The sequence below is a fragment of the Allobosea sp. 10N428 genome, from assembly GCF_056394545.1.
This window is the reverse complement of the sequence record NZ_JBFTIC010000009.1, coordinates 137,591-155,518: the sequence shown is the minus strand read 5'-3', so window position 1 is coordinate 155,518 and position 17,928 is coordinate 137,591. Positions and strand designations below refer to the sequence as shown.

The 17,928-nt window shown below is 66.2% G+C and carries 17 protein-coding genes; 14 read left to right on the top strand and 3 right to left on the bottom strand.

From position 1 onward, the window contains the following. Nucleotides 1-10: 10 nt before the first annotated feature. The 10 genes from AC1DDA_RS23030 (at nt 11) to AC1DDA_RS22985 (ending at nt 8,472) form a co-directional block, all read left to right on the top strand. Nucleotides 11-1,603, top strand: coding sequence for an acyl CoA:acetate/3-ketoacid CoA transferase (locus AC1DDA_RS23030; protein WP_476797529.1), 1,593 nt, complete (start codon nt 11-13; stop codon nt 1,601-1,603). Further along, the gene (locus tag AC1DDA_RS23025) at nt 1,600-2,373 is read left to right on the top strand and encodes an enoyl-CoA hydratase/isomerase family protein (protein WP_476780406.1); all 774 of its coding nucleotides are present in this window, start codon (nt 1,600-1,602) and stop codon (nt 2,371-2,373) included. The genes AC1DDA_RS23030 and AC1DDA_RS23025 overlap by 4 nt, the downstream gene beginning before the upstream one ends. Before the next feature lies 1 nt (nt 2,374). Continuing rightward, nucleotides 2,375-3,136, top strand: a complete 762-nt coding sequence (locus AC1DDA_RS23020) for a 3-ketoacyl-ACP reductase (protein ID WP_476797528.1) — start codon at nt 2,375-2,377, stop codon at nt 3,134-3,136. A 112-nt stretch (nt 3,137-3,248) separates the two neighbouring features. After that, nucleotides 3,249-3,917 carry an amino acid ABC transporter permease gene (locus AC1DDA_RS23015; RefSeq protein WP_476780408.1) on the top strand — a complete coding sequence of 223 codons (669 nt, stop codon included), beginning with the start codon at nt 3,249-3,251 and terminating at the stop codon, nt 3,915-3,917. Nucleotides 3,918-3,927: 10 nt separating this feature from the next. After that, complete coding sequence (locus tag AC1DDA_RS23010; protein WP_476780409.1) at nt 3,928-4,578, top strand: amino acid ABC transporter permease; 651 nt, start codon at nt 3,928-3,930, stop codon at nt 4,576-4,578. 45 nt (nt 4,579-4,623) lie between these two features. Further along, a complete protein-coding gene (locus AC1DDA_RS23005) occupies nt 4,624-5,460 on the top strand; it encodes a transporter substrate-binding domain-containing protein (RefSeq protein ID WP_476797527.1) in 837 nt (278 codons plus the stop codon). Between the two features lie 196 nt (nt 5,461-5,656). Continuing rightward, entirely contained in the window at nt 5,657-6,391 is a 735-nt protein-coding gene (locus AC1DDA_RS23000) for an amino acid ABC transporter ATP-binding protein (RefSeq protein ID WP_441514014.1), read from the top strand. Nucleotides 6,392-6,399: 8 nt separating this feature from the next. Further along, nucleotides 6,400-7,581, top strand: a complete 1,182-nt coding sequence (locus tag AC1DDA_RS22995) for an AGE family epimerase/isomerase (RefSeq protein WP_476797526.1) — start codon at nt 6,400-6,402, stop codon at nt 7,579-7,581. Further along, nucleotides 7,562-7,873, top strand: coding sequence for a DUF6522 family protein (locus AC1DDA_RS22990; protein WP_476797525.1), 312 nt, complete (start codon nt 7,562-7,564; stop codon nt 7,871-7,873). The genes AC1DDA_RS22995 and AC1DDA_RS22990 overlap by 20 nt, the downstream gene beginning before the upstream one ends. 71 nt (nt 7,874-7,944) lie before the next feature. After that, entirely contained in the window at nt 7,945-8,472 is a 528-nt protein-coding gene (locus AC1DDA_RS22985) for an L-2-amino-thiazoline-4-carboxylic acid hydrolase (RefSeq protein ID WP_476797524.1), read from the top strand. 6 nt (nt 8,473-8,478) lie between these two features. Here the strand turns inward: AC1DDA_RS22985 and AC1DDA_RS22980 are convergent, their stop codons facing one another. Together AC1DDA_RS22980 and argH are read right to left on the bottom strand one after the other, a co-directional pair. Next, nucleotides 8,479-11,487 carry an aminotransferase class III-fold pyridoxal phosphate-dependent enzyme gene (locus AC1DDA_RS22980; RefSeq protein ID WP_476797523.1) on the bottom strand — a complete coding sequence of 1,003 codons (3,009 nt, stop codon included), beginning with the start codon at nt 11,485-11,487 and terminating at the stop codon, nt 8,479-8,481. A 289-nt stretch (nt 11,488-11,776) separates the two neighbouring features. After that, nucleotides 11,777-13,195 carry an argininosuccinate lyase gene (gene argH, locus AC1DDA_RS22975; protein ID WP_476797522.1) on the bottom strand — a complete coding sequence of 473 codons (1,419 nt, stop codon included), beginning with the start codon at nt 13,193-13,195 and terminating at the stop codon, nt 11,777-11,779. A gap of 150 nt (nt 13,196-13,345) precedes the next feature. Between argH and AC1DDA_RS22970 the strand changes: the two genes are divergently transcribed. The 3 genes from AC1DDA_RS22970 to AC1DDA_RS22960 are packed head-to-tail and all read left to right on the top strand — an operon-like array spanning nt 13,346 to nt 16,035. Then, complete coding sequence (locus tag AC1DDA_RS22970) at nt 13,346-14,461, top strand: aminotransferase class I/II-fold pyridoxal phosphate-dependent enzyme (protein WP_476780416.1); 1,116 nt, start codon at nt 13,346-13,348, stop codon at nt 14,459-14,461. Between the two features lie 10 nt (nt 14,462-14,471). Then, nucleotides 14,472-15,089: a helix-turn-helix transcriptional regulator gene (locus tag AC1DDA_RS22965; protein WP_476797521.1), complete on the top strand. Its 618-nt coding sequence runs from the start codon at nt 14,472-14,474 to the stop codon at nt 15,087-15,089. Further along, nucleotides 15,082-16,035, top strand: coding sequence for a Rossmann-fold NAD(P)-binding domain-containing protein (locus AC1DDA_RS22960; RefSeq protein ID WP_476797520.1), 954 nt, complete (start codon nt 15,082-15,084; stop codon nt 16,033-16,035). Before AC1DDA_RS22965 ends, AC1DDA_RS22960 begins: the two co-directional genes overlap by 8 nt. A gap of 125 nt (nt 16,036-16,160) precedes the next feature. Here the strand turns inward: AC1DDA_RS22960 and AC1DDA_RS22955 are convergent, their stop codons facing one another. Then, a complete protein-coding gene (locus AC1DDA_RS22955; protein ID WP_476797519.1) occupies nt 16,161-17,270 on the bottom strand; it encodes an aminotransferase class I/II-fold pyridoxal phosphate-dependent enzyme in 1,110 nt (369 codons plus the stop codon). A 349-nt stretch (nt 17,271-17,619) separates the two neighbouring features. On the opposite strand from AC1DDA_RS22955, the gene AC1DDA_RS22950 reads away from it, so the two are divergent. Further along, the gene (locus tag AC1DDA_RS22950; RefSeq protein ID WP_476797518.1) at nt 17,620-17,898 is read left to right on the top strand and encodes a hypothetical protein; all 279 of its coding nucleotides are present in this window, start codon (nt 17,620-17,622) and stop codon (nt 17,896-17,898) included. Nucleotides 17,899-17,928: the final 30 nt, after the last annotated feature.

The following is a 17,928-nucleotide window of genomic DNA, read 5'->3' as shown; positions in this document are numbered from 1 at the left end:
AGACAAAATCATGGCCTTTCCCCGCATCCTCTCTGCCGACGAAGCCGCCGCCCTGATCCCGGACGAGGCCATCGTCACGGTTTCCTCCTCCTCCGGCCTCGGATGTCCCGATGCCGTGCTGGCGGCGATCGGCCGGCGCTTCGATGCCTCCGGCCATCCGCGCAACCTGACGACTTTGCATCCTATCGCGGCCGGCGACATGTGGGGCGTCAAGGGCATCGACCATCTCGCCAAGCCCGGTCTGCTGGCGCGGATCATGGGCGGCTCCTACCCATCCGGCCCCTCCTCGGCCGAGCCGCCCGCGATCTGGAAGATGGTCACAGGCGACGAGATCCCGGCCTACAACATTCCGAGCGGCATCCTGTTCGACATGCATCGCGAAGCCGCCGCCAAGCGGCCGGGCGTGCTGACCAAGATCGGCATGGACACCTTCGTCGATCCCAAGCATCAGGGCTGCGCGATGAACGCACGCGCCGCCGCCGAGCCGATCGTTTCCCGCGTGGAGTTCGACGGTGAGGACTGGCTCTATTTCCGCAGCATCGTGCCGAAGGTCGCGATCATCCGCGCCACCACGGCCGACGAGCGCGGCAACCTCTCCTACGAGCATGAGGGCGGCCTGCTCGGCCCGCTCGACCAGGCGCTGGCGGTGCGCAACAATGGCGGCGTCGTCATCGCGCAGGTGAAGCGCGTGGTCGAGGCCGGCAGCTTGAACACGCAAGCGGTCTTCGTGCCCGGCATCCTCGTCGATGCGATCGTGGTCGCCCCCGACCAGATGCAGACGACACAGACGGTCTACGATCCCGCGATTTCCGGCGAGGTGCGCCGGCCGCTGTCGAGCTTTGAGACGCCGGCCTTCGACGTCGCCAAGGTCATTGCGCGCCGGGTGGCGCAGGAGCTGCGCCATGGCGATGCCGTCAATATCGGTTTCGGCATCTCCGCCAATGTCCCGCGTATCCTGATCGAGGAAGGCCAGCACGGCGCCGTGACCTGGGTGATCGAGCAGGGCGCCGTCGGCGGCGTGCCGCTGCTCGAATTCCAGTTCGGCTGCGCCTCCAATGCCGAGGCGATCGTGCCTTCGCCCTACCAGTTCACTTACTTTCAGGGTGCGGGCTTCGACATGTCGCTGCTCTCCTTCCTGCAGATAGACCGGCAGGGCTGCGTCAACGTCTCCAAGCTCGGCGTCAGGCCGCATGTCACGGCCGGCGCCGGTGGATTCATCGACATCACCGCGCGCGCCAAGCGCATCGTCTTCTCCGGCTATTTCAGCGCTGCGGCCAAGCTCGCCATCACTGAGGGCAAGCTTGTCATCGAGAAGGAGGGCAAGGTGAAGAAGCTGGTCGAGGCGGTCGAACACATCTCCTTCTCCGGCCCGCGCGCCGTCGCACAAGGGCAGGACGTGACCTACATCACCGAGCGCTGCGTGATGAAGCTGACGCCCGAAGGCATCGTCGTCACCGAGATCGCGCCCGGCGTGGATCTGGAGCGCGACATCCTCAGCCGGAGTGAATTCCCGCTCCTCGTCCCCAATCCGCCGAAGCTGATGGACGCCGCTCTGTTCGACGAGGCGCTGATCGGCCTCAACGTTCCCAAGAGGGCAGCATGAGCGATCCCGTTCGCCTCGACATCGCCGCGGGTATCGCGACGATCACGCTCGCCCGGCCGGAAAAGCTCAATGCGCTCGACGACGTCATGGTGGGCCTGCTCGGTCGCTTCGCTGACGCTATCGACACCGATCGTTCGGTGCGCGCCGTCATCCTGACCGCCGAGGGCAAGGCCTTCTGCGCCGGCGGCGACATTGTCGCCTGGGGCGGCCTTTCGCCGCTGGAAATGGGGCAGGGCTGGGTGCGCACCGGCCACCGCGCCTTCGACAAGCTTGCGCGGATGAAGCCGCCGGTCATCGCCGCAATGAACGGCCACGCGCTCGGCGGCGGGCTGGAGCTGGCGGTCACCGCCGATATCCGCATCTGCGAGGTCCAGGCCAAGATCGGCCTGCCCGAGACCGGTCTCGGCATGATCCCCGGCTGGTCGGGCACGCAGCGCTTGGTGAGGCGGCTCGGCGGGCAGGTGGCGCGGCGCCTTGCGCTGACCGGCGAGATCGTCACCGCCGAACAGGCGCTGACGCTCGGCATCGTCGATCAGGTCGTGGAGAAGGGCGGGGCACTGGCCGCGGCGCAAGCCATGGCCGAGCGTATCAGCCAGCGCGGGCCGGTCGCGAACCTCATCGTCAAGCAGCTCATCAACGCGGCAGAGGGCGAAGATGGCGGCGCGATCCTGGAGACGCTGGCGAGCTCGCTCGTCTCCTATACGGAGGACGTGAAGGAGGGCGTCGCCGCCTTCCAAGAGAAGCGCACGCCAACCTACCGCGGAGAGTGAGATGACGCGTCCCGTCGCCCTGATCACCGGCGCAAGACGCGGCATCGGCCGCGCGATCGGCGTGGCGCTTGCCAAGGCTGGCCATGACATCGCCTTCACCGATATCGCCGAGGACGAGGCGGTGGCCGAGGCGTTGAAGCTCTTCGAAGGAGCCGGTGCCAAGGCACGGTTCTTCAAGCACGACGTCGCGGCGGTCGCGAGCCATGCGGGTCTCGTCGCGACTGTGAAGGCGGCTTTCGGCCGGCTCGATCTCTTCGTCTCGAATGCCGGCATCGGCGCCCCGGTGCGCGGCGACATGCTGGAGATCACCGAGGAGAGCTTCGACCTCGTGATGGACGTCAATCTGCGCGGAGCGGCCTTCCTCAGCCAGGAAGTCGCCAAGGCGATGTTGGCGGACAGGCCGGAACGCCCGGCAATCGTCTTCATCACCTCGGCCTCGACGGAGCTCGTCTCGATCGACCGGGCGCAGTACTGCGTCTCCAAGCTCGGTCTCTCGATGTGGGCGAAAGCGCTGGCGGTCAGGCTCGCGCCAGAAGGCATTCCCGTTTTCGAGGTCCGTCCCGGCGTGATCCGCTCCGACATGACCGCCAAGGTCGCCGCCAAATATGATGCCCGCATCGCCGAGGGCCTGATCCCCGCCGGGCGCTGGGGCGAGGGCGAGGATGTCGCGGACTGCGTCGCCGCTCTGACGAGCGGGCAATTCGCCTATGCAACAGGCACAGTGATCAACGTCGATGGCGGCTTGCTGATTCCGCGATTGTAGGGCTGGTGCGACAGCATCGGCCGAGCTGGTGGAACAATGCCGGCCGGGAGGACTGGATGAGGAAGGCGCATGAAGGCTGTTCTGCTTTCGCGGCCCGGCAGGGGCAGTTCGCATGAGCTATGAATTCGATTTTGCCGACGTCTTCGCGGCGTGGCCGGAGCTGCTGCACGGGCTCCTCAATTCGCTCGTGCTTTCGGCGCTGGCGATGGCGATCGGAATGGTCGTCTCGGTAGCCGGCGCGCTCGGCAAGACCTCGGGGCCAAAATGGCTGCGCTGGATCATCGACGAATATATCGAGCTGATCCGCAATACGCCGTTCCTGATCCAGATCTTCGTGATCTATTTCGGCCTGCCTTCGATGGGGCTGAAGATGTCCTCGAACGCGGCAGCGCTGCTGGCGCTCGTCGTCAATGTCGGCGCCTACGGCATCGAGATCATCCGGGCCGGTATCGAGAGCATTCACAAGGGGCAGGTCGAGGCGGGCAAGTCGCTGGGCATGCGCCCGCTCCAGATCTTCCACTACATCATCCTGAAGCCGGCAATCCAGGCGATCTATCCCTCGCTGACCAGCCAGTTCATCCTGCTGATGCTGAACACCAGCGTCTGCTCGGCGATTGCGGCGAGCGAGCTGACGGCGGTGGCGGGCGACATCCAGTCGCGCACCTTCCGCAGCTTCGAGGTCTATTTCGTCGTCACATGCATGTATCTCGGCCTGTCCGTCTTCTTCTGGACGGTGTTCGCCGGGATCGAGCGCGCCTTCCTGCGCAAGCCAACCCGGTGAGGTGACGACGATGCGCACGCTCGGATCAGCCGACATCATCTACATCATCATGGCGGTGCGCTGGACGCTGCTGCTGTCGCTCGTCGCCTTCCTCGGCGGGGCGATCGGCGGGGCGCTGGTCGCCCTCGCCAGGACCAGCGAGTTCAAATGGCTGAGGATCGCCTCGGCCGGCTATATCAAGCTCTTCCAGGGCACGCCGTTGCTGATGCAGCTCTTCCTCGCCTTCTTCGTGCCCGGACTGTTCGGCTGGTCGGTCGACCCCTGGACGGCGGCGGCGCTCGGCCTGTCGCTCCATGCCAGCGCCTTCCTCGGCGAGATCTGGCGCGGCGCGATCGAGGTGGTGCCGCGCGGGCAATGGGAGGCTGCGACCTCGCTTGGCCTGCGCTATGCTCCGAAGATGGCGCTGATCATCGCCCCGCAGGCGATCCGTATTGCGATCCCGCCGACGATCGGCTTCGTCGTGCAGCTGATCAAGGGCACCTCGCTTGCCTCGATCATCGGCTTCGTCGAGCTGACACGCGCGGGGCAGATCATCAATAATGCCACCTTCCGGCCCTTCACCATCTTCGCGCTCGTCGCGCTGGTCTATTACGTCATCTGCCGGCCGCTCTCGGCCTACAGCAAAAGAATGGAGCATAAGCTCCTCGTCGCCGCGCGCTGAGTGCGGCTGCGCAACACCAAGCCTGCCCCTCAGAGGAGAACGTCCATGTCGCTGTTTAAATCGATTTGCCGCCGCAGCCTCGGCGCGCTGGTCTTCGCCGGCCTCGCTGCCGCTGCATTCAACGTTGCCCCGGCACAGGCCGCGACGCCTGACGAGATCAAGGCGCGCGGCAAGCTGATGGTCGGCGTGCTGACCGACTACCCGCCCTTCGGCGGCACCGACGCGAACCAGCAGCCGGCCGGTTACGATGCCGATGTCGCGGCGCTGATGGCCAAGGCGCTCGGCGTCAAGCTCGAACTCGTGCCGGTCACCGGGCCCAACCGCATCCCCTATCTGCTGACCAACAAGGTCGACCTGCTGATCGCGACTTTCGGCATCACTCCCGAGCGCCAGAAGCAGGTACTGTTCTCCAACCCCTACAGCACGCTGACGATCTATGTGCTGGCTCCCAAGAGCCTCAGCATCAAGACGCCGGAAGACCTGAAGAACGTGACCATCAGCGTCGCGCGCGCCTCGACGCAGGACATCGCGATCAGCGCCGTCGCCCCGCAGGGCACGCCGCTCAAGCGCTTCGACGACGATGCCACCACCCTCCAGGCGCTGATTTCCGGCCAGGTCCAGGCGATGGGCGCAAGCAACACCATCCTCGCCCAGCTCAACAAGGACTATCCGCAGCTCGGCATCGAGCCGAAGATCACGCTGAAGGAACAGGCCAACGGCATGGCCTTCCGCAAGTCCGACACCGCGCTGGCCGAGTTCTCCAACAAGTTCATCGCCGAGATCGAGGGCAATGGCGAGCTCTCGAAGATCAACCAGAAGTGGTTCGGCATCCCGCTGTCCAAGCTGCCGCCGATGCCGGTGTTCGAATCCGGAAAGTTCTGATTGCCTTCTCAACCACGACTTCGTCCCGGATTTGATCCAGGATGACATACGGGCCAGCGCAATCGCATCGGTTCCCGTAACAGCGGAAGCGCCCGGTCATAGGCCGGGCTCTTCTTCCACCAGCCAGTCTAGAACGGTTTTCCAGATGGCCGCTATCGCCTCAACCGCAGCCGAGATCGGCGCCCCGATCATCGAGATGCGCAAGGTCGACAAGTTCTACGGCGACTTCCACGTCCTGCGCGATATCGACCTCACCGTGTCGCGCGGTGAGCGCATCGTCATCTGCGGGCCGTCGGGCTCGGGCAAGTCGACGCTGATCCGCTGTCTCAACCAGCTCGAGGAGCACCAGAAGGGCGAGATCGTCATCGACGGCACGACCGTCGATGCCAGGCTCAAGGGCATCGAGGATATCCGCCGCGAGATCGGCATGGTGTTCCAGAGCTTCAACCTGTTTCCGCATCTGACGGCGCTGGAGAACTGCACGCTCGCTCCGATGAAGGTGCGCGGCATTCCGCGGCCGCAGGCCGAAGCCAATGCCCGCAGGATCCTGGAGCGCGTCCATATCCCGGAACAGGCGAACAAATATCCGGTACAGCTCTCCGGCGGCCAGCAGCAGCGCGTCGCGATCGCCCGTTCGCTCTGCATGAACCCCAAGATCATGCTGTTCGACGAGCCGACCTCGGCGCTCGACCCTGAGATGGTCAGCGAAGTGCTCGACGTCATGGTCGAGCTCGCCGAGAGCGGCATGACCATGCTCTGCGTCACCCATGAGATGGGTTTCGCCCGCAAGGTCGCCGACCGGGTGATCTTCATGGATGCCGGCGAGATCGTCGAGGTCGCGCCGCCCGATCAGTTCTTCTCCTCGCCGCAGAACGAGCGTACCCGCCAGTTCCTCGGCCAGATCCTGCACGCGCAGACGCAGGCGCATTGAGCCGGCCCATGCTCGACCTGTCGCCTGCCGGCCTGCAGCGCTGGACCCATGGAACGCTGATCCCGGCCTGGATCGAGCGCGCGGTCGACCGCAAGGTGGGCGGCTTCGTCGAAGAGTTCACGCCGGATGGTCGGCAGGTCACCGCGCCCGATCGCAGCGCGCTGACGACGGCGCGCCTGACCTATACCTTTAGCCACGCCGCCCGACTAAGCGGAAGCCAGGCGGCGCTGGAGGCGGCGCAGTACGGCTTCTCGCTGCTGCTGAAGGCGCAGGAAGCCAACGGCTATGTGCCGAAGCGCTTCCTGCCCAGCGGAGCGGCAAGCGTGCCGCGTCGCGATCTCTACGATCTCGCCTTCGTGCTGTTCGGCTGCGCGCATTATCACCGCACGACCGGCGACACAGCTGCCATTCGCCTTGCCGGGGCGACGATGGATCTCATCGAGACGGAGCTTTCTGCTCCGCTTGGCGGCTATGCCGAGGACGATCTTGGCACGCTGCCGCGCCGCCAGAACCCGCATATGCATCTGCTCGAAGCCTTCCATGCGCTTGCGGAAGCGACCGGCGACCAGCGCTGGATCGATGCCGCCGACCGCATCGTCCGGCTGGCGGCGGAACACTTCATCGACGCCAGGGGCACGCTCGGCGAGTTCTTCACGCCGGACTGGCAGCCCGTGGCCGGCGATGCGGGCCGGTTGCGCGAGCCCGGGCATCAGTTCGAATGGGTCTGGCTGCTGCATCACCATCACCGCCTGACCGGCTGGGACAAGGCGCGTTCGCTTGCCGACGGGCTTTACAGCTTCGGACTCGTGCACGGGCTCGACCGCGCGCGGGGGCTCCCGGCGCTGGTGCTCGATGGCGTTGACCCCGAGGGCGCTGTCGTGGCCTCGACGAAGCTGCTCTGGCCGCAGACCGAGTTCATCAAGGCGCTCGGCGCGCGTTTCGAATTCGCCGGGGATGAAGATGCCGGCACGCTGCTGCCGCAGCACCTCGACCTGATGTTCCGCCACTTCGTCGATGCGCGGACGGGGCTCTGGCACAACCAGCTCGATCGTGCCGGGCAGCCCCTGCCGGTATCGCTGCCGTCCCGCGTCCTCTATCATCTCTTCCTGTGTCTGGCTGAAACGCTGCGGGTCATGCCGCCGCCATCGGCCATTTCTCCGGAAGTGAGCGATGGAACAGGAGCGCGCTGAGCCGGCCGGGGCTCCGATCCTCCGCGATGCAAGCGGAGCCTTCGTGCTGGATGCGGAGCGTGTCGCGGCCCGCTTCGGCTGGTCGTCGGCGGAATGGCTGGGGATGCAGCGCCGCGGCCTCGTGACCAGCCGCGTCGAACGCGGCGAAGGCGAGGATCAGGGCCGCTGGCGGCTCTCGGTACATTGCGGCAATCGGCGCTGGTTCGCGATCGTCTCCGACAACGGCACCGTGATCGAGGAGAAGCTCGAATTCCTGCCGTCGCCACCGCGCCGCGTGCTTCGGCCAAGCTGACCACCGGTTTTCCGCGACGCCCTGCATGTTCTAAACTTGCGCCGCCACATGCAGACAGACGGAGGAAAGCGATGAGCGAGACGGAGCAACCGGCCGAGCCAGGCGATAACCCGGTCTTCGACGGCGAGATCGGCATCCTTGCCCGCAGGCGGATCGAGGCCGGCATCATCGCGCCGATCTATGAGGAGATGCGCGAGCGCCTGGGCGAGGAGATGGCGCAGTCGATCCTCGATCAGGCGATCCGCAAGGCGGCGATCGCGGCCGGGCAATCCTTCGCCGATAAGACGCCGGGCGGCACCAGCCTGCGCAGCTTCCAGGAATTGCAGGCGCTCTGGACGCAGGACGACGCGCTCGTCATCGAGGTGGTCAAGGCGACCGACACCGAGTTCGACTATAACGTCCATCGCTGCCGCTATGCCGAGACCTATCGCGAGATGGGGCTCGGCAAGATCGGCCACCTGCTCTCCTGCAACCGCGACGGCGTGTTCTGCACGGGCTACGACCCGCGCATCACGCTCAAACGCACGCAGACGATCATGGGCGGCGCGACCCACTGCAACTTCCGCTACACGCTGCAGCAGGAGCCGAAGGCCGGCTGAGGCGGCTCAGCGCGCCGCCTCGACCTCGCGCAGGCAGATCCTCAGCCGGTCGAGGATCATCTCGACATCATCCGCACCGACCGTCAGCGGCGGGCGAATCTTGAGGATATTGTCGGCCGGGCCTTCGCGCCCGACGAGGATGCGCATGTCGCGCAGGCGGTTCATGACATGCGCCGCCGCGTCCGTCGCGGGCTCCAGCGTCTCGCGGTCCGTGACCAGTTCCAGGCCGAGGAAGAGGCCGATGCCGCGCACGTCGCCGACGCTGGGATAGTCCGCCATCAGCGCGCGCATGCCTGCGAGCAGCTTGTCGCCCATCGCCTTGGCATTGGCCGAGAGCCCTTCCTCCTCGACGATGTCGAGCACTTCGGAGGCGATGCGGCAGGAGAGGTTCGAGCCGCCGAAGGTCGAGAAATACTCCGGTCCTTCCGCGAAGCGCTCGGCGATGGCGCGGGTGGTGATGACCGCGCCGATCGGGTGGCCGTTGCCGAGCGGCTTGCCGAGCACGACGATATCCGGCCGCACGGCCTGCTGCTCGAAGCCGAAATAATAGTCGCCGAGGCGGCCGAGCCCGGTCTGGACTTCGTCGGCGATGCAGATGCCGCCTGCGGTGCGGATGCGCTCATAGACCGCGGCGAGATAGCCGGGCGGCGGGATGATCTGGCCGCCGACGCTCGGGAAGGTCTCGGCGATGAAGCCGGCGACCTTGCCGCCGCGCTCCGCGATGGCCGTCAGCGCGCCGTCGACCTGCTCAGCGTAATGCAGCGCCCGGTCGGCATCGTCACGGCGGTAGCGGCCGCGATAATCGTCGGCGACGTCGATGAGTTGCACCCAGGGCTTGCGGCCGCCCATGTTCGGCTTGTTGAACTTGTAGGCGGAGATGTCGATCGCGCCGGTGGTGTTGCCGTGATAGCCGTGATCGGGCGTGACGATGTCGTAACCGCCGCTGGCGGCCCGCGCGAGGCGCAGCGCCAGTTCGTTCGCTTCCGAGCCGGAATTGACGAAGAAACAGACCTCCAGCTCCTGGGGGAGCTTGGCGGTGAGGCGCTCGGCCAGCGCCATCGGCGCTGGGTGCAGATAGCGCGTATTGGAGTTCATCCGCGCGAGCTGGTCCATCGCTACCTTGCGGATGCGCGGATGGGCGTGGCCGACATGGGGCACGTTGTTATAGGCGTCGAGATAGGGCCGGCCCATCGCGTCGAAGAGATGATGGCGCCAGCCGCGCAGGAAGGTGACCGGCTTCTTGTAGCTGAGCTTGAGATTGGCGCCGAAGCGAGCCTTGCGCTCGGCCAGCAGCGCGGCCTCGTCGATCGCCTGATAGGCGACGACCTCGTCGGGCAGGTTGAGCAGGGCGGCGGGGTTCGGGCAGATCGCCTGCCAGAGCGCCCAGTCGTCGGGATCGGCGACGCCCGGCCAATCATGTCCCATGCCGTCCAGCGTCAGCGCCAGCTGGAAATGCAGATGCGGCTCCCAGCCGCCATTCTCTTCGGCCGGGCCCAGCCTGGCGAAAGCCTCGCCGGCGGCGATCTCCTGGCCTTGCTTCAACTTGGCCGCGCCATCGGCGGCGAGGTGGCCGTAGAGCGTGTGGAAGACGTCGCCTGCGGGCGTGCGATGCTCGAGGATGACGACGCCGCCATAATCGAGATGGCCGTTGCGGTTCTCCGCCAGCGCGACCTTGCCGGCGAGGGGCGCACGAACCGACTCGCCTGCCGGGCCGAACACATCGATCGCCATGTGGATGGTGCGGCGGTTCGAGGCCAGCCAGCGGCCCTTGCGGAAGGCCTTGTCGGTATAGACCAGCCGCGGCTCACCGTACTGGCCGAGCCACCACTCGGATGTGATACCGAGCCCGGTGCCGAGATTGCGGGCCTCGTCGGCACGCAGTTCGAACGGGTTCTGCGGGATCGTCGCCTCGGCGACGCCGAGCGAGCCGACCGGGAGACCGTCGAGCGGGCGGCCAAGCACGGGCGCGAAGCTGCCGCGCTGTCCGGCGATCCAGCTCGCAATGCGACCGGCGGCGTCGGTGACGGGCAGGCCGCAGGCATTGCGCAGGCGCGCGCCCATCAATTCGCCGTCGATGGCGGGGTTCTCCAGCAGGCGCCAGGCGGGGGCTTGCGAGATCGTGACATAGGGGTCGTTCGGGCGGCCCTTGGCCTCGATGGTCGAGTTCACGACACTGACCGCGAGCCGCATGCGGACGAGCGGCCAGATCAGGCCGATCTCCTCGGCGCTCAAGGGCGAGACGCCATGATAGCCGGCGACGAAGGCCGCGAGCGCCGCTTCGGGAGTCTCGTGGTCGAGAATGGCATAGGCGGCGGCGATGGCGATCTCGCAGACCCGTGGACCATTGGTCATGTCGCCGAAATCGATCAGGCCGCTGATCAGGGCAGGCTCACCGAGGCGCGGCTCGACGAGGATGTTGAAGTCGTTGAGGTCGTTGTGGATGGTCTGCCGCGGCAGCGCGTCAAGCGCGGGCTTCAGCGCCTCGAAGGCTCCGACGATCCCGGCCACGAGTGCGCGGCGCGAACCTTCCAGCACCTCGAGGTGCGGCTTGATCCAGCCGGCCTCGGTCAGATCCCATTTCGCGGCATCCGGCGCGGCCGTGACCTTGAAATCGCGGAGCGCGAGGTCGAGGCGCGCGGTCAGCGCGCCGAGCTCGGCGAGGACGGCGGGCGGCTGCGGCCCGGCTTCACCCATTGGGATGCCCTGGAAGGCGCGCTGAACCCAGACCATGCGTTGCTGGCCCTGGGCGTCGGCGACGTTCTGCCAGAAGCGCTTGCCCTCGGCGGGGATAAGGCGTGGCAATGGCAGCGCCGGATCGGCTGCGAGCGCGTGGCTGATCGCAGCGCATTGCTGCTCGACGAGGGCGGGCTCGCCCCGCGGGCGCATCGCCTTGACGATGACGTCGCCTTCGCTGGTCCGGCCGCGGAAGTTGAGGTCGTATTCGCCGCCGAGCTGCCGAAGCCCACCAACAATGCCGAACTGCTCGGCCACCCCACGCAACCAGACGTGTTCCATCTCGCCTCCCCGCCGCAGAGCTACTCGGGCTCCGCGCTCATTTCTTCAGGCCCGGTCGAATCGACCGGCGCCGTCATCCATAGCCAGAAAGGCAGCCGGTTTGATCCCGCAAAGTTTGCGTGACGGCGGCTGCCGGGATGCGTGGGGCGAGGGCGATTGTCATTCCGGGGCGCGCCGAAGGCGCGAACCCGGAACCCACGACCGAGTGAGACATCCTGTGTTCGGTTGCTGGCCGCTCACCCAGTCGTGGATTCCGGGTTCTTCGCTGCGCGAAGCCGCGGAATGACAACTAAGCCTGGATCGGCTTGCTGGATAACCAACGCCCTTTCGCCCGCTCGATCGCCTCGCGCACCGTGTCGGGGGCGGTGCCGCCATAGCTGCGGCGGCTGCGGACGGAATGCTCTGGCGCCAGCACCTCGAAGACCGCGGCGCTGATGCGGGGATCGACCGAGTGCATGGCGTCGAGGTCGAGCGCCTGCAAGGTGCAGCCCTTGGCCTCGGCCAAAGCGACGACGCGGGCGGTGATGTGATGGGCGTCGCGGAAGGGGATCCCGGCTTCGCGCACCAGCCAGTCGGCAAGGTCGGTCGCGGTCGGGAAGCCACGGTCGAGGAAGGCGCGCATGTTCTCAGGGCGCACCGTGAGGTCAAGGACCATGCCGGTGGTGGCGGCGACGCAGAGCTCGACGGTTTCGAGCGCGTCGAACATCGGCTCCTTGTCCTCCTGCATGTCCTTCATGAAGGTCATCGGCAGGCCCTTGACCGTCATCAGCAGGGCGGTGAGCGAGCCGACGACGCGGCCGGTCTTGCCCCGCACCAGCTCGGCGGCGTCAGGGTTGCGTTTCTGCGGCATGATCGAGGATCCCGTCGTGAAGGCGTCCGACAGCGCGATGAAGCGGAAGCCGTCGCTGCACCAGAGCGTGATCTCCTCGTTGATACGGGAGAGATGCACGGCGAGCATCGAGCAGCAGAACAGAAGCTCGCAGATATGATCGCGCGAGCCGACCGAATCCATCGAGTTCTCGGTCGGCCGAGCGAAGCCGAGTTCGGCAGCCGTGAACTCTCGGTCGATCGGGAAGGCGGTGCCGGCGAGCGCGGCGGCGCCGAGCGGCGAGATATTGGTGCGCTGGCGTGCGCCGGCGAGGCGCTCGCGGTCGCGCCCGAACATCTCGACATAGGCCATCAGGTGGTGGCCGAAGGTCACGGGCTGCGCGACCTGCATATGGGTGAAGCCGGGCATGATCGTCCCGGCATGCTCGCTGGCACGCTCGATCAGCGCGCGCTGCAAATCCTGGATGACGCTGTCGAGCCCGTCGATGGCGTCGCGCATCCAGAGGCGGACATCGGTGACGGCCTGGTCGTTGCGGCTGCGGGCGGTGTGCAGCCGCCCGGCCGGCTCGCCGATGATCTCCTTGAGGCGCGCTTCCACATTCATGTGGATGTCCTCGAGATCGATGCTGAACTGGAGTTCGCCGCGGTCGATCTCGCCGCTGATCTGGTCGAGCCCGGCCTGGATGCGCTCGTTGTCCGCGCTCGCGATGATGCCCTGGCGGGCCAGCATCGCGGCATGGGTCTTGGACGCCGCGATATCCTGCCGGTAAAGCCGGTAGTCGAAGCCGATCGAGGGATTGATCCGGCGCATCACATCGGCCGGAGCCATGGTAAAGCGGCCGCCCCACATCTTGTTGGCACCGGGTTTCTGGTCGGACATGATGGGCTCTCCGGGAGCGGCTGCGACGTGGTCGCCAAGGGATAGCAATCACGATTTGGACTGTAAATTCCAAAATCGACCTTGACGTCCAAATGATGCCCATCATACTTGCGGGAGATGCGGCCGATCGGCCGTTGCGGGATGGGCAGCATGAAGATCGAAGAATTCAGCCTGGAGCGTATCCAGTCGCTCTACGAGAACACTGTCGAGTTCAATCTATCCGATAGCGGCGTCCATCCCTACTCGCTGAACGAATTGCTGAGCGCCGAGCAGCGCGCCAAACTGATGGAGGTCGAGCTCGGCTATGGCTGGACCAATGGCGCGGTCGAACTGCGCGAGGACATCGCCAAGCTCTACCGCAACCGGACCGCGGACGAGGTGATCGTCACCAACGGCTCGGCTGAAGCCAATTTCCTGATGGTGATGTCGCTGATCGAGCCGGGCGACGAGATCGTCGTCTTCGTGCCGAACTACCTGCAGATCTGGGGCTGGGCGCGGGCGATCGGCGCCACGGTCAAGGAAGTGAAGCTGCGCGAGGAGCTGGGCTGGACGCCCGATCTCGACGAGGTCCGCCAGGCGATCACGCCGCGCACCAAGTTGATGACGATCTGCAACCCGAACAACCCGACCGGCAGCCTGCTTTCGCGCGAGACGATGGACGCGCTTGTCGAGATTGCCCGGGCGCAGGGCTGCTACCTCCATGCCGACGAGGTCTACAAGGGCGCCGAGCTCGAAACCGACGAGCCGCCCAGCTTCGCCGATCTCTACGACAAGGCGATCATCACCAGCGGGCTCTCCAAGGCGATGGCGCTGCCGGGCCTGCGCATCGGCTGGCTGGTCGGGCCGGCCAAGGACATCTACACGGCCTGGCAGAACAAGGACTACACCTCGATCACGACGAGCGCGCTGAGCGAGCATATCGCCCGCATCGTCATCCAGCCGGCGAAGCGCGCCGAGATTCTGCAGCGAAGCAAGACCATCCTGCGGGAGAATCTCGCGTTGCTCTCGAACTGGGTGAAGGCGAATGACGAGTTCTTCTCCTTCGTGCCGCCCAAGGCCGGCGGCATGGCCTTCATCAAATACAGCCACTCGATGAACTCGACCGAGTTGGTGCATCGCTTGCGCGAGGAGCGCGGCATCATGCTGCTGCCGGGCGATGTCTACGGGATGGACGGCTATATCCGCATCGGCATCGGCGCGCCGGGGGACCACCTCTCCGCCGGGCTGGAGCGACTGAGCGACTATCTCAAGTCGCAGCCGCGCTGACGCCGCGCGCATGACGCCGGAACTCGCACCCTATCTGCCGGTCTGCGATGCGGTGGCGCTGCTGTTCCGGCCGCATGCCGAAGTCGTGCTGCACGACCTGGCGTCGCAGAGCGTCGTGCATATCGCCGGGAATTTCTCGCAGCGCGTGCTGGGCGAGCCGTCCCTGCTCGACGAGATCGGCTTCGATCCCGACGAAACGATCATCGGCCCCTACGAGAAGGTGAACTGGGACGGGCGGCGGCTGAAGTCGATCAGCATCGTGCTTTCGGCCGGAACCAAAGCGATTGGCGTGCTCTGCATCAATGTCGATGTCTCGCAGTTCCACGCGCTGATGCAGACGCTGTCCGCACTGGCGACTGTACCGGCCGGCGTGGAGAAGCCGCAGGCGCTGTTCAAGGAAGATTGGCACGAGCGGATTAACGAGTTCGTGCAGCAATGGACGCAAAGCCGTGGCCTTGCCGTGACCAGCCTTAGCCGGGCCGAGAAGCGCGAACTGGTGGCGGATCTCGCCGCCAACGGCGCCTTCGGTGGGCGCAATGCGGCCGCCTATATCTCGCGCATCCTCGGGCTCGCCCGCGCAACCGTCTACAACTACCTCAACCAGGCCAACGAGGCCCCGGATGCTTGACCTGTCGCGCGCTGAGATCGAGGCCGCCGTCGATCTCGACCGGGCCTTCATCGCGCTGGAGGAGGGGTTCAAGGCGGCTGCTGCCGGCCAGGTGCAGATGCCGCCGGTCGGTTATCTCGGCTTCCCCGCGCATCATGGCGATTGCCATATCAAGTTTGGCCATATCGCCGGCGATTCCATCTTCGTCGTGAAGATCGCGACGGGGTTCTACGACAACCCGGCCAAGGGGCTGCCGACGACGAGCGGGATGATGATCGCGCTCTCGGCCGAGACCGGCGCTGTCGTCGCCATCCTGCGGGACGAGGGCTGGCTGACCGATCTCAGGACGGCGCTGGCCGGGGCCATCGCGACGCGGGCGGGGATGCGGGCCGATGCGCGCCGGATCGGGATCGTGGGCGCGGGCACGCAGGCGCGTTTCCAGATCCGCGCTGCTGCGCATCTGCTGCGGGAGCGCGAGCCGCGCTTTGCGGTGTGGGGGCGCTCGCCTGAAAAGCTGGAGGCGTTGCGGCGCGATCTTGACGGGGAGGGGATCGTCGTCGAGACGGCGGCGGAGCTGGAAGCGCTCTGCGCGCAGTCGGATGCGCTGATCACGGTAACGCCGGCTGCTGCGCCGATCATCCGCGACGACTGGATCAGGCCGGGCATGCATATCACCGCGCTCGGGGCCGATGCGCCGGGCAAGCAGGAGCTAGACTCAGCGCTTGTCGCGCTTGCCGATACCCGGATCGCGGATTCGCTGGAGCAGAGCCTCGACCATGGCGAGTTCGCTGTCGCCGCGGCCGTCGGGCTGATCGATGCGGGCGATTGCGTTGAGTTGGGGGCCGTGCTGGCCGGTGATGTTCCAGCCCGGCGTTCGGACAGCGATATCACCATCGCCGACCTAACGGGTGTTGCAGTTCAGGACATCGCGATCACGCGGGTGGTGCTGGAGGGGATCGGGCGCTGAAGACTCGTTCCGGCCGTCATTCTCGGGCTTGACCCGAGAATCTCTGGACAGTGAGGCACGGGAGCCTTCTTCGGCAGGAGATGCTCGGGTCAAGCCCGAGCATGATGGCGAGGCGGAAAGGCTCGTCAGCCCTTGTGACGCGCCAGAAAGCGATCCATCCGCGCCAACCCGTCCCGCAGCACCTCGGTCGGCACGCCGATGCCGATGCGGATGTGGTTCTCGATCCCGAACCAGCTTCCGGCGACGACGAAGACGCTCTCTTCCTCGCGCAGCTTCTGCGAGAAGGCCTCCGAGGACATGTTGAGCGAATAGCGCAGGAAGGCCATGCCGCCGGCCTGAGGACGCCGCCATGACCAGTCGTTATGCTGCGCCATCCATTGCGCAACGAGATCGGCATTGCTGCGCAGCAAATCGCGACCGCGCGCGAGCAGGCGGCCGCGCGTTTCCGGCCGCATCACCTCTTCCGCGAGGATCTGGCTGAGGATGCCGCTGCCGATGGTGGTGTAGTCCTGTCGCTCGGCCGCGGCGGAGACGACCTCAGCGGGAGCGACGATCCAGCCCAGACGGAGGCCCGGGCAGGCGAAGGATTTCGACAGGCTCGAGGTGACGAGCACCTTGGGGTAGCTGCCCCAGAGCGTCTGCGTCTCCGCGCCGTCGATCTCGCCGCCGCGGTAGATCTCGTCGACGATGAGCCAGGCGTCGTTACGCTCGGCGGCCTCGATGAGAACGGCGCGGCTCGCGGCAGAAAGCACGCTGCCGGTCGGGTTGGCCGGGTTGGTCACGGCGATGGCCTTGGCGCCGGCCGCGACCGCGGCGAGCTGCTCTGCGTCGATCTGCCAGTCGCTGTCGCCGGAGAGTTCGAGCCGGCGAATGTCGAAGCCGAGCGCGCGGCCGAGGCCGTCGATCTGCATGAAGTTAGGCAGGGCGAAGACCAGCGCGTCGCCGGGCTCGAACAGCGCCATCAACGCGATCATCGTCGCCTCGGAGGAGCCGTTGGTCACCAGCACATTGGCGGCGGTGGCGCCCGGATACCAGGAGGCGATGTTGGCGCGCAGGTCCGGCCGGCCGTCGGTCCAGCCATAGCCGAGAGGCTGCTTGAGCAGGTCGCGCGCCGCCTGTTCGCCCAGAATATCCTCGATCGCCCAGGGATGGACGCCGCTTTCGGTCAGATTGATCTCGACGTCGTTCTCGAAGAGCGTCTGATTCCGCTCCATCTGGAAAATGTCGAACTTCACGGGAGCCTCCGGCAATGCCGCACCGAGCCCCGCTATCGTAGGGCAGCGCGTTTGCCTGATCTGTGAGGCCGGGCGGTCGAGGGGTCAAGTCAAATTTGGACAATCAGTCCAATTTGGACTTACTGTTTATTTACTCCGTGTTGCGGCGTCGGTTAGCGACCGGCCCGCACCGCCACGGCCCGCAGCAGCGCCGAAGCCGGGTTCGATATCCTCGCCTATGCACGGCTCGTTGTTTTTGTGGGTGATGCCGTTCTTGCGGCGGGTGTTCAGGGCATGGCCGCAATTCCGCCCGCCTTGTGGGGAACCTCGCCGCCCCCATATCCGTTGCGCCGCCATGCTCGAATCGATGATGCCCGCCCAGAACTTCCGCTTTCCCGGTGTCCTGAATTCCCAGGAGCTTCTCGTCGCAGAAGCCGTGCTCGCCAGAGCCTGGGCCGCGCTGGACTATGACGCGCGCACGGATGCGGAGCTTGAAGCGGAAGCGCGCGATCGTCTCGGGCGCATCATCCTGCAGGCGATGTCGCGCGGGCCGGGTTCGATTTCCGATCTTTCGGCCGCAGCCGTCGCCGAGTTCAAGGCGACCAAGCCGGCGATGCGCATCGAGATCGCCGGGCGGCAGGACGGCTGAGGCTCATTCAAAAAGAACTGCGCGATCGCC

Excerpts from the sequence above, each read along its gene's own strand:
- AC1DDA_RS22965 (WP_476797521.1), top strand. The coding sequence starts at position 14,472 with ATGACGCCGGAACTCGCACCCTATCTGCCGGTCTGCGATGCGGTGGCG.
- AC1DDA_RS23020 (WP_476797528.1), top strand. The coding sequence starts at position 2,375 with ATGACGCGTCCCGTCGCCCTGATCACCGGCGCAAGACGCGGCATCGGC.
- AC1DDA_RS22970 (WP_476780416.1), top strand. The coding sequence starts at position 13,346 with ATGAAGATCGAAGAATTCAGCCTGGAGCGTATCCAGTCGCTCTACGAG.
- AC1DDA_RS23010 (WP_476780409.1), top strand. The coding sequence starts at position 3,928 with ATGCGCACGCTCGGATCAGCCGACATCATCTACATCATCATGGCGGTG.
- AC1DDA_RS23000 (WP_441514014.1), top strand. The coding sequence starts at position 5,657 with ATGCGCAAGGTCGACAAGTTCTACGGCGACTTCCACGTCCTGCGCGAT.
- AC1DDA_RS23015 (WP_476780408.1), top strand. The coding sequence starts at position 3,249 with ATGAGCTATGAATTCGATTTTGCCGACGTCTTCGCGGCGTGGCCGGAG.
- AC1DDA_RS23030 (WP_476797529.1), top strand. The coding sequence starts at position 11 with ATGGCCTTTCCCCGCATCCTCTCTGCCGACGAAGCCGCCGCCCTGATC.
- AC1DDA_RS23005 (WP_476797527.1), top strand. The coding sequence starts at position 4,624 with ATGTCGCTGTTTAAATCGATTTGCCGCCGCAGCCTCGGCGCGCTGGTC.
- AC1DDA_RS22990 (WP_476797525.1), top strand. The coding sequence starts at position 7,562 with ATGGAACAGGAGCGCGCTGAGCCGGCCGGGGCTCCGATCCTCCGCGAT.
- AC1DDA_RS22950 (WP_476797518.1), top strand. The coding sequence starts at position 17,620 with ATGCCCGCCCAGAACTTCCGCTTTCCCGGTGTCCTGAATTCCCAGGAG.
- AC1DDA_RS22985 (WP_476797524.1), top strand. The coding sequence starts at position 7,945 with ATGAGCGAGACGGAGCAACCGGCCGAGCCAGGCGATAACCCGGTCTTC.
- AC1DDA_RS22980 (WP_476797523.1), bottom strand. The coding sequence starts at position 11,487 with ATGGAACACGTCTGGTTGCGTGGGGTGGCCGAGCAGTTCGGCATTGTT.
- AC1DDA_RS22995 (WP_476797526.1), top strand. The coding sequence starts at position 6,400 with ATGCTCGACCTGTCGCCTGCCGGCCTGCAGCGCTGGACCCATGGAACG.
- AC1DDA_RS23025 (WP_476780406.1), top strand. The coding sequence starts at position 1,600 with ATGAGCGATCCCGTTCGCCTCGACATCGCCGCGGGTATCGCGACGATC.
- AC1DDA_RS22960 (WP_476797520.1), top strand. The coding sequence starts at position 15,082 with ATGCTTGACCTGTCGCGCGCTGAGATCGAGGCCGCCGTCGATCTCGAC.
- argH (WP_476797522.1), bottom strand. The coding sequence starts at position 13,195 with ATGTCCGACCAGAAACCCGGTGCCAACAAGATGTGGGGCGGCCGCTTT.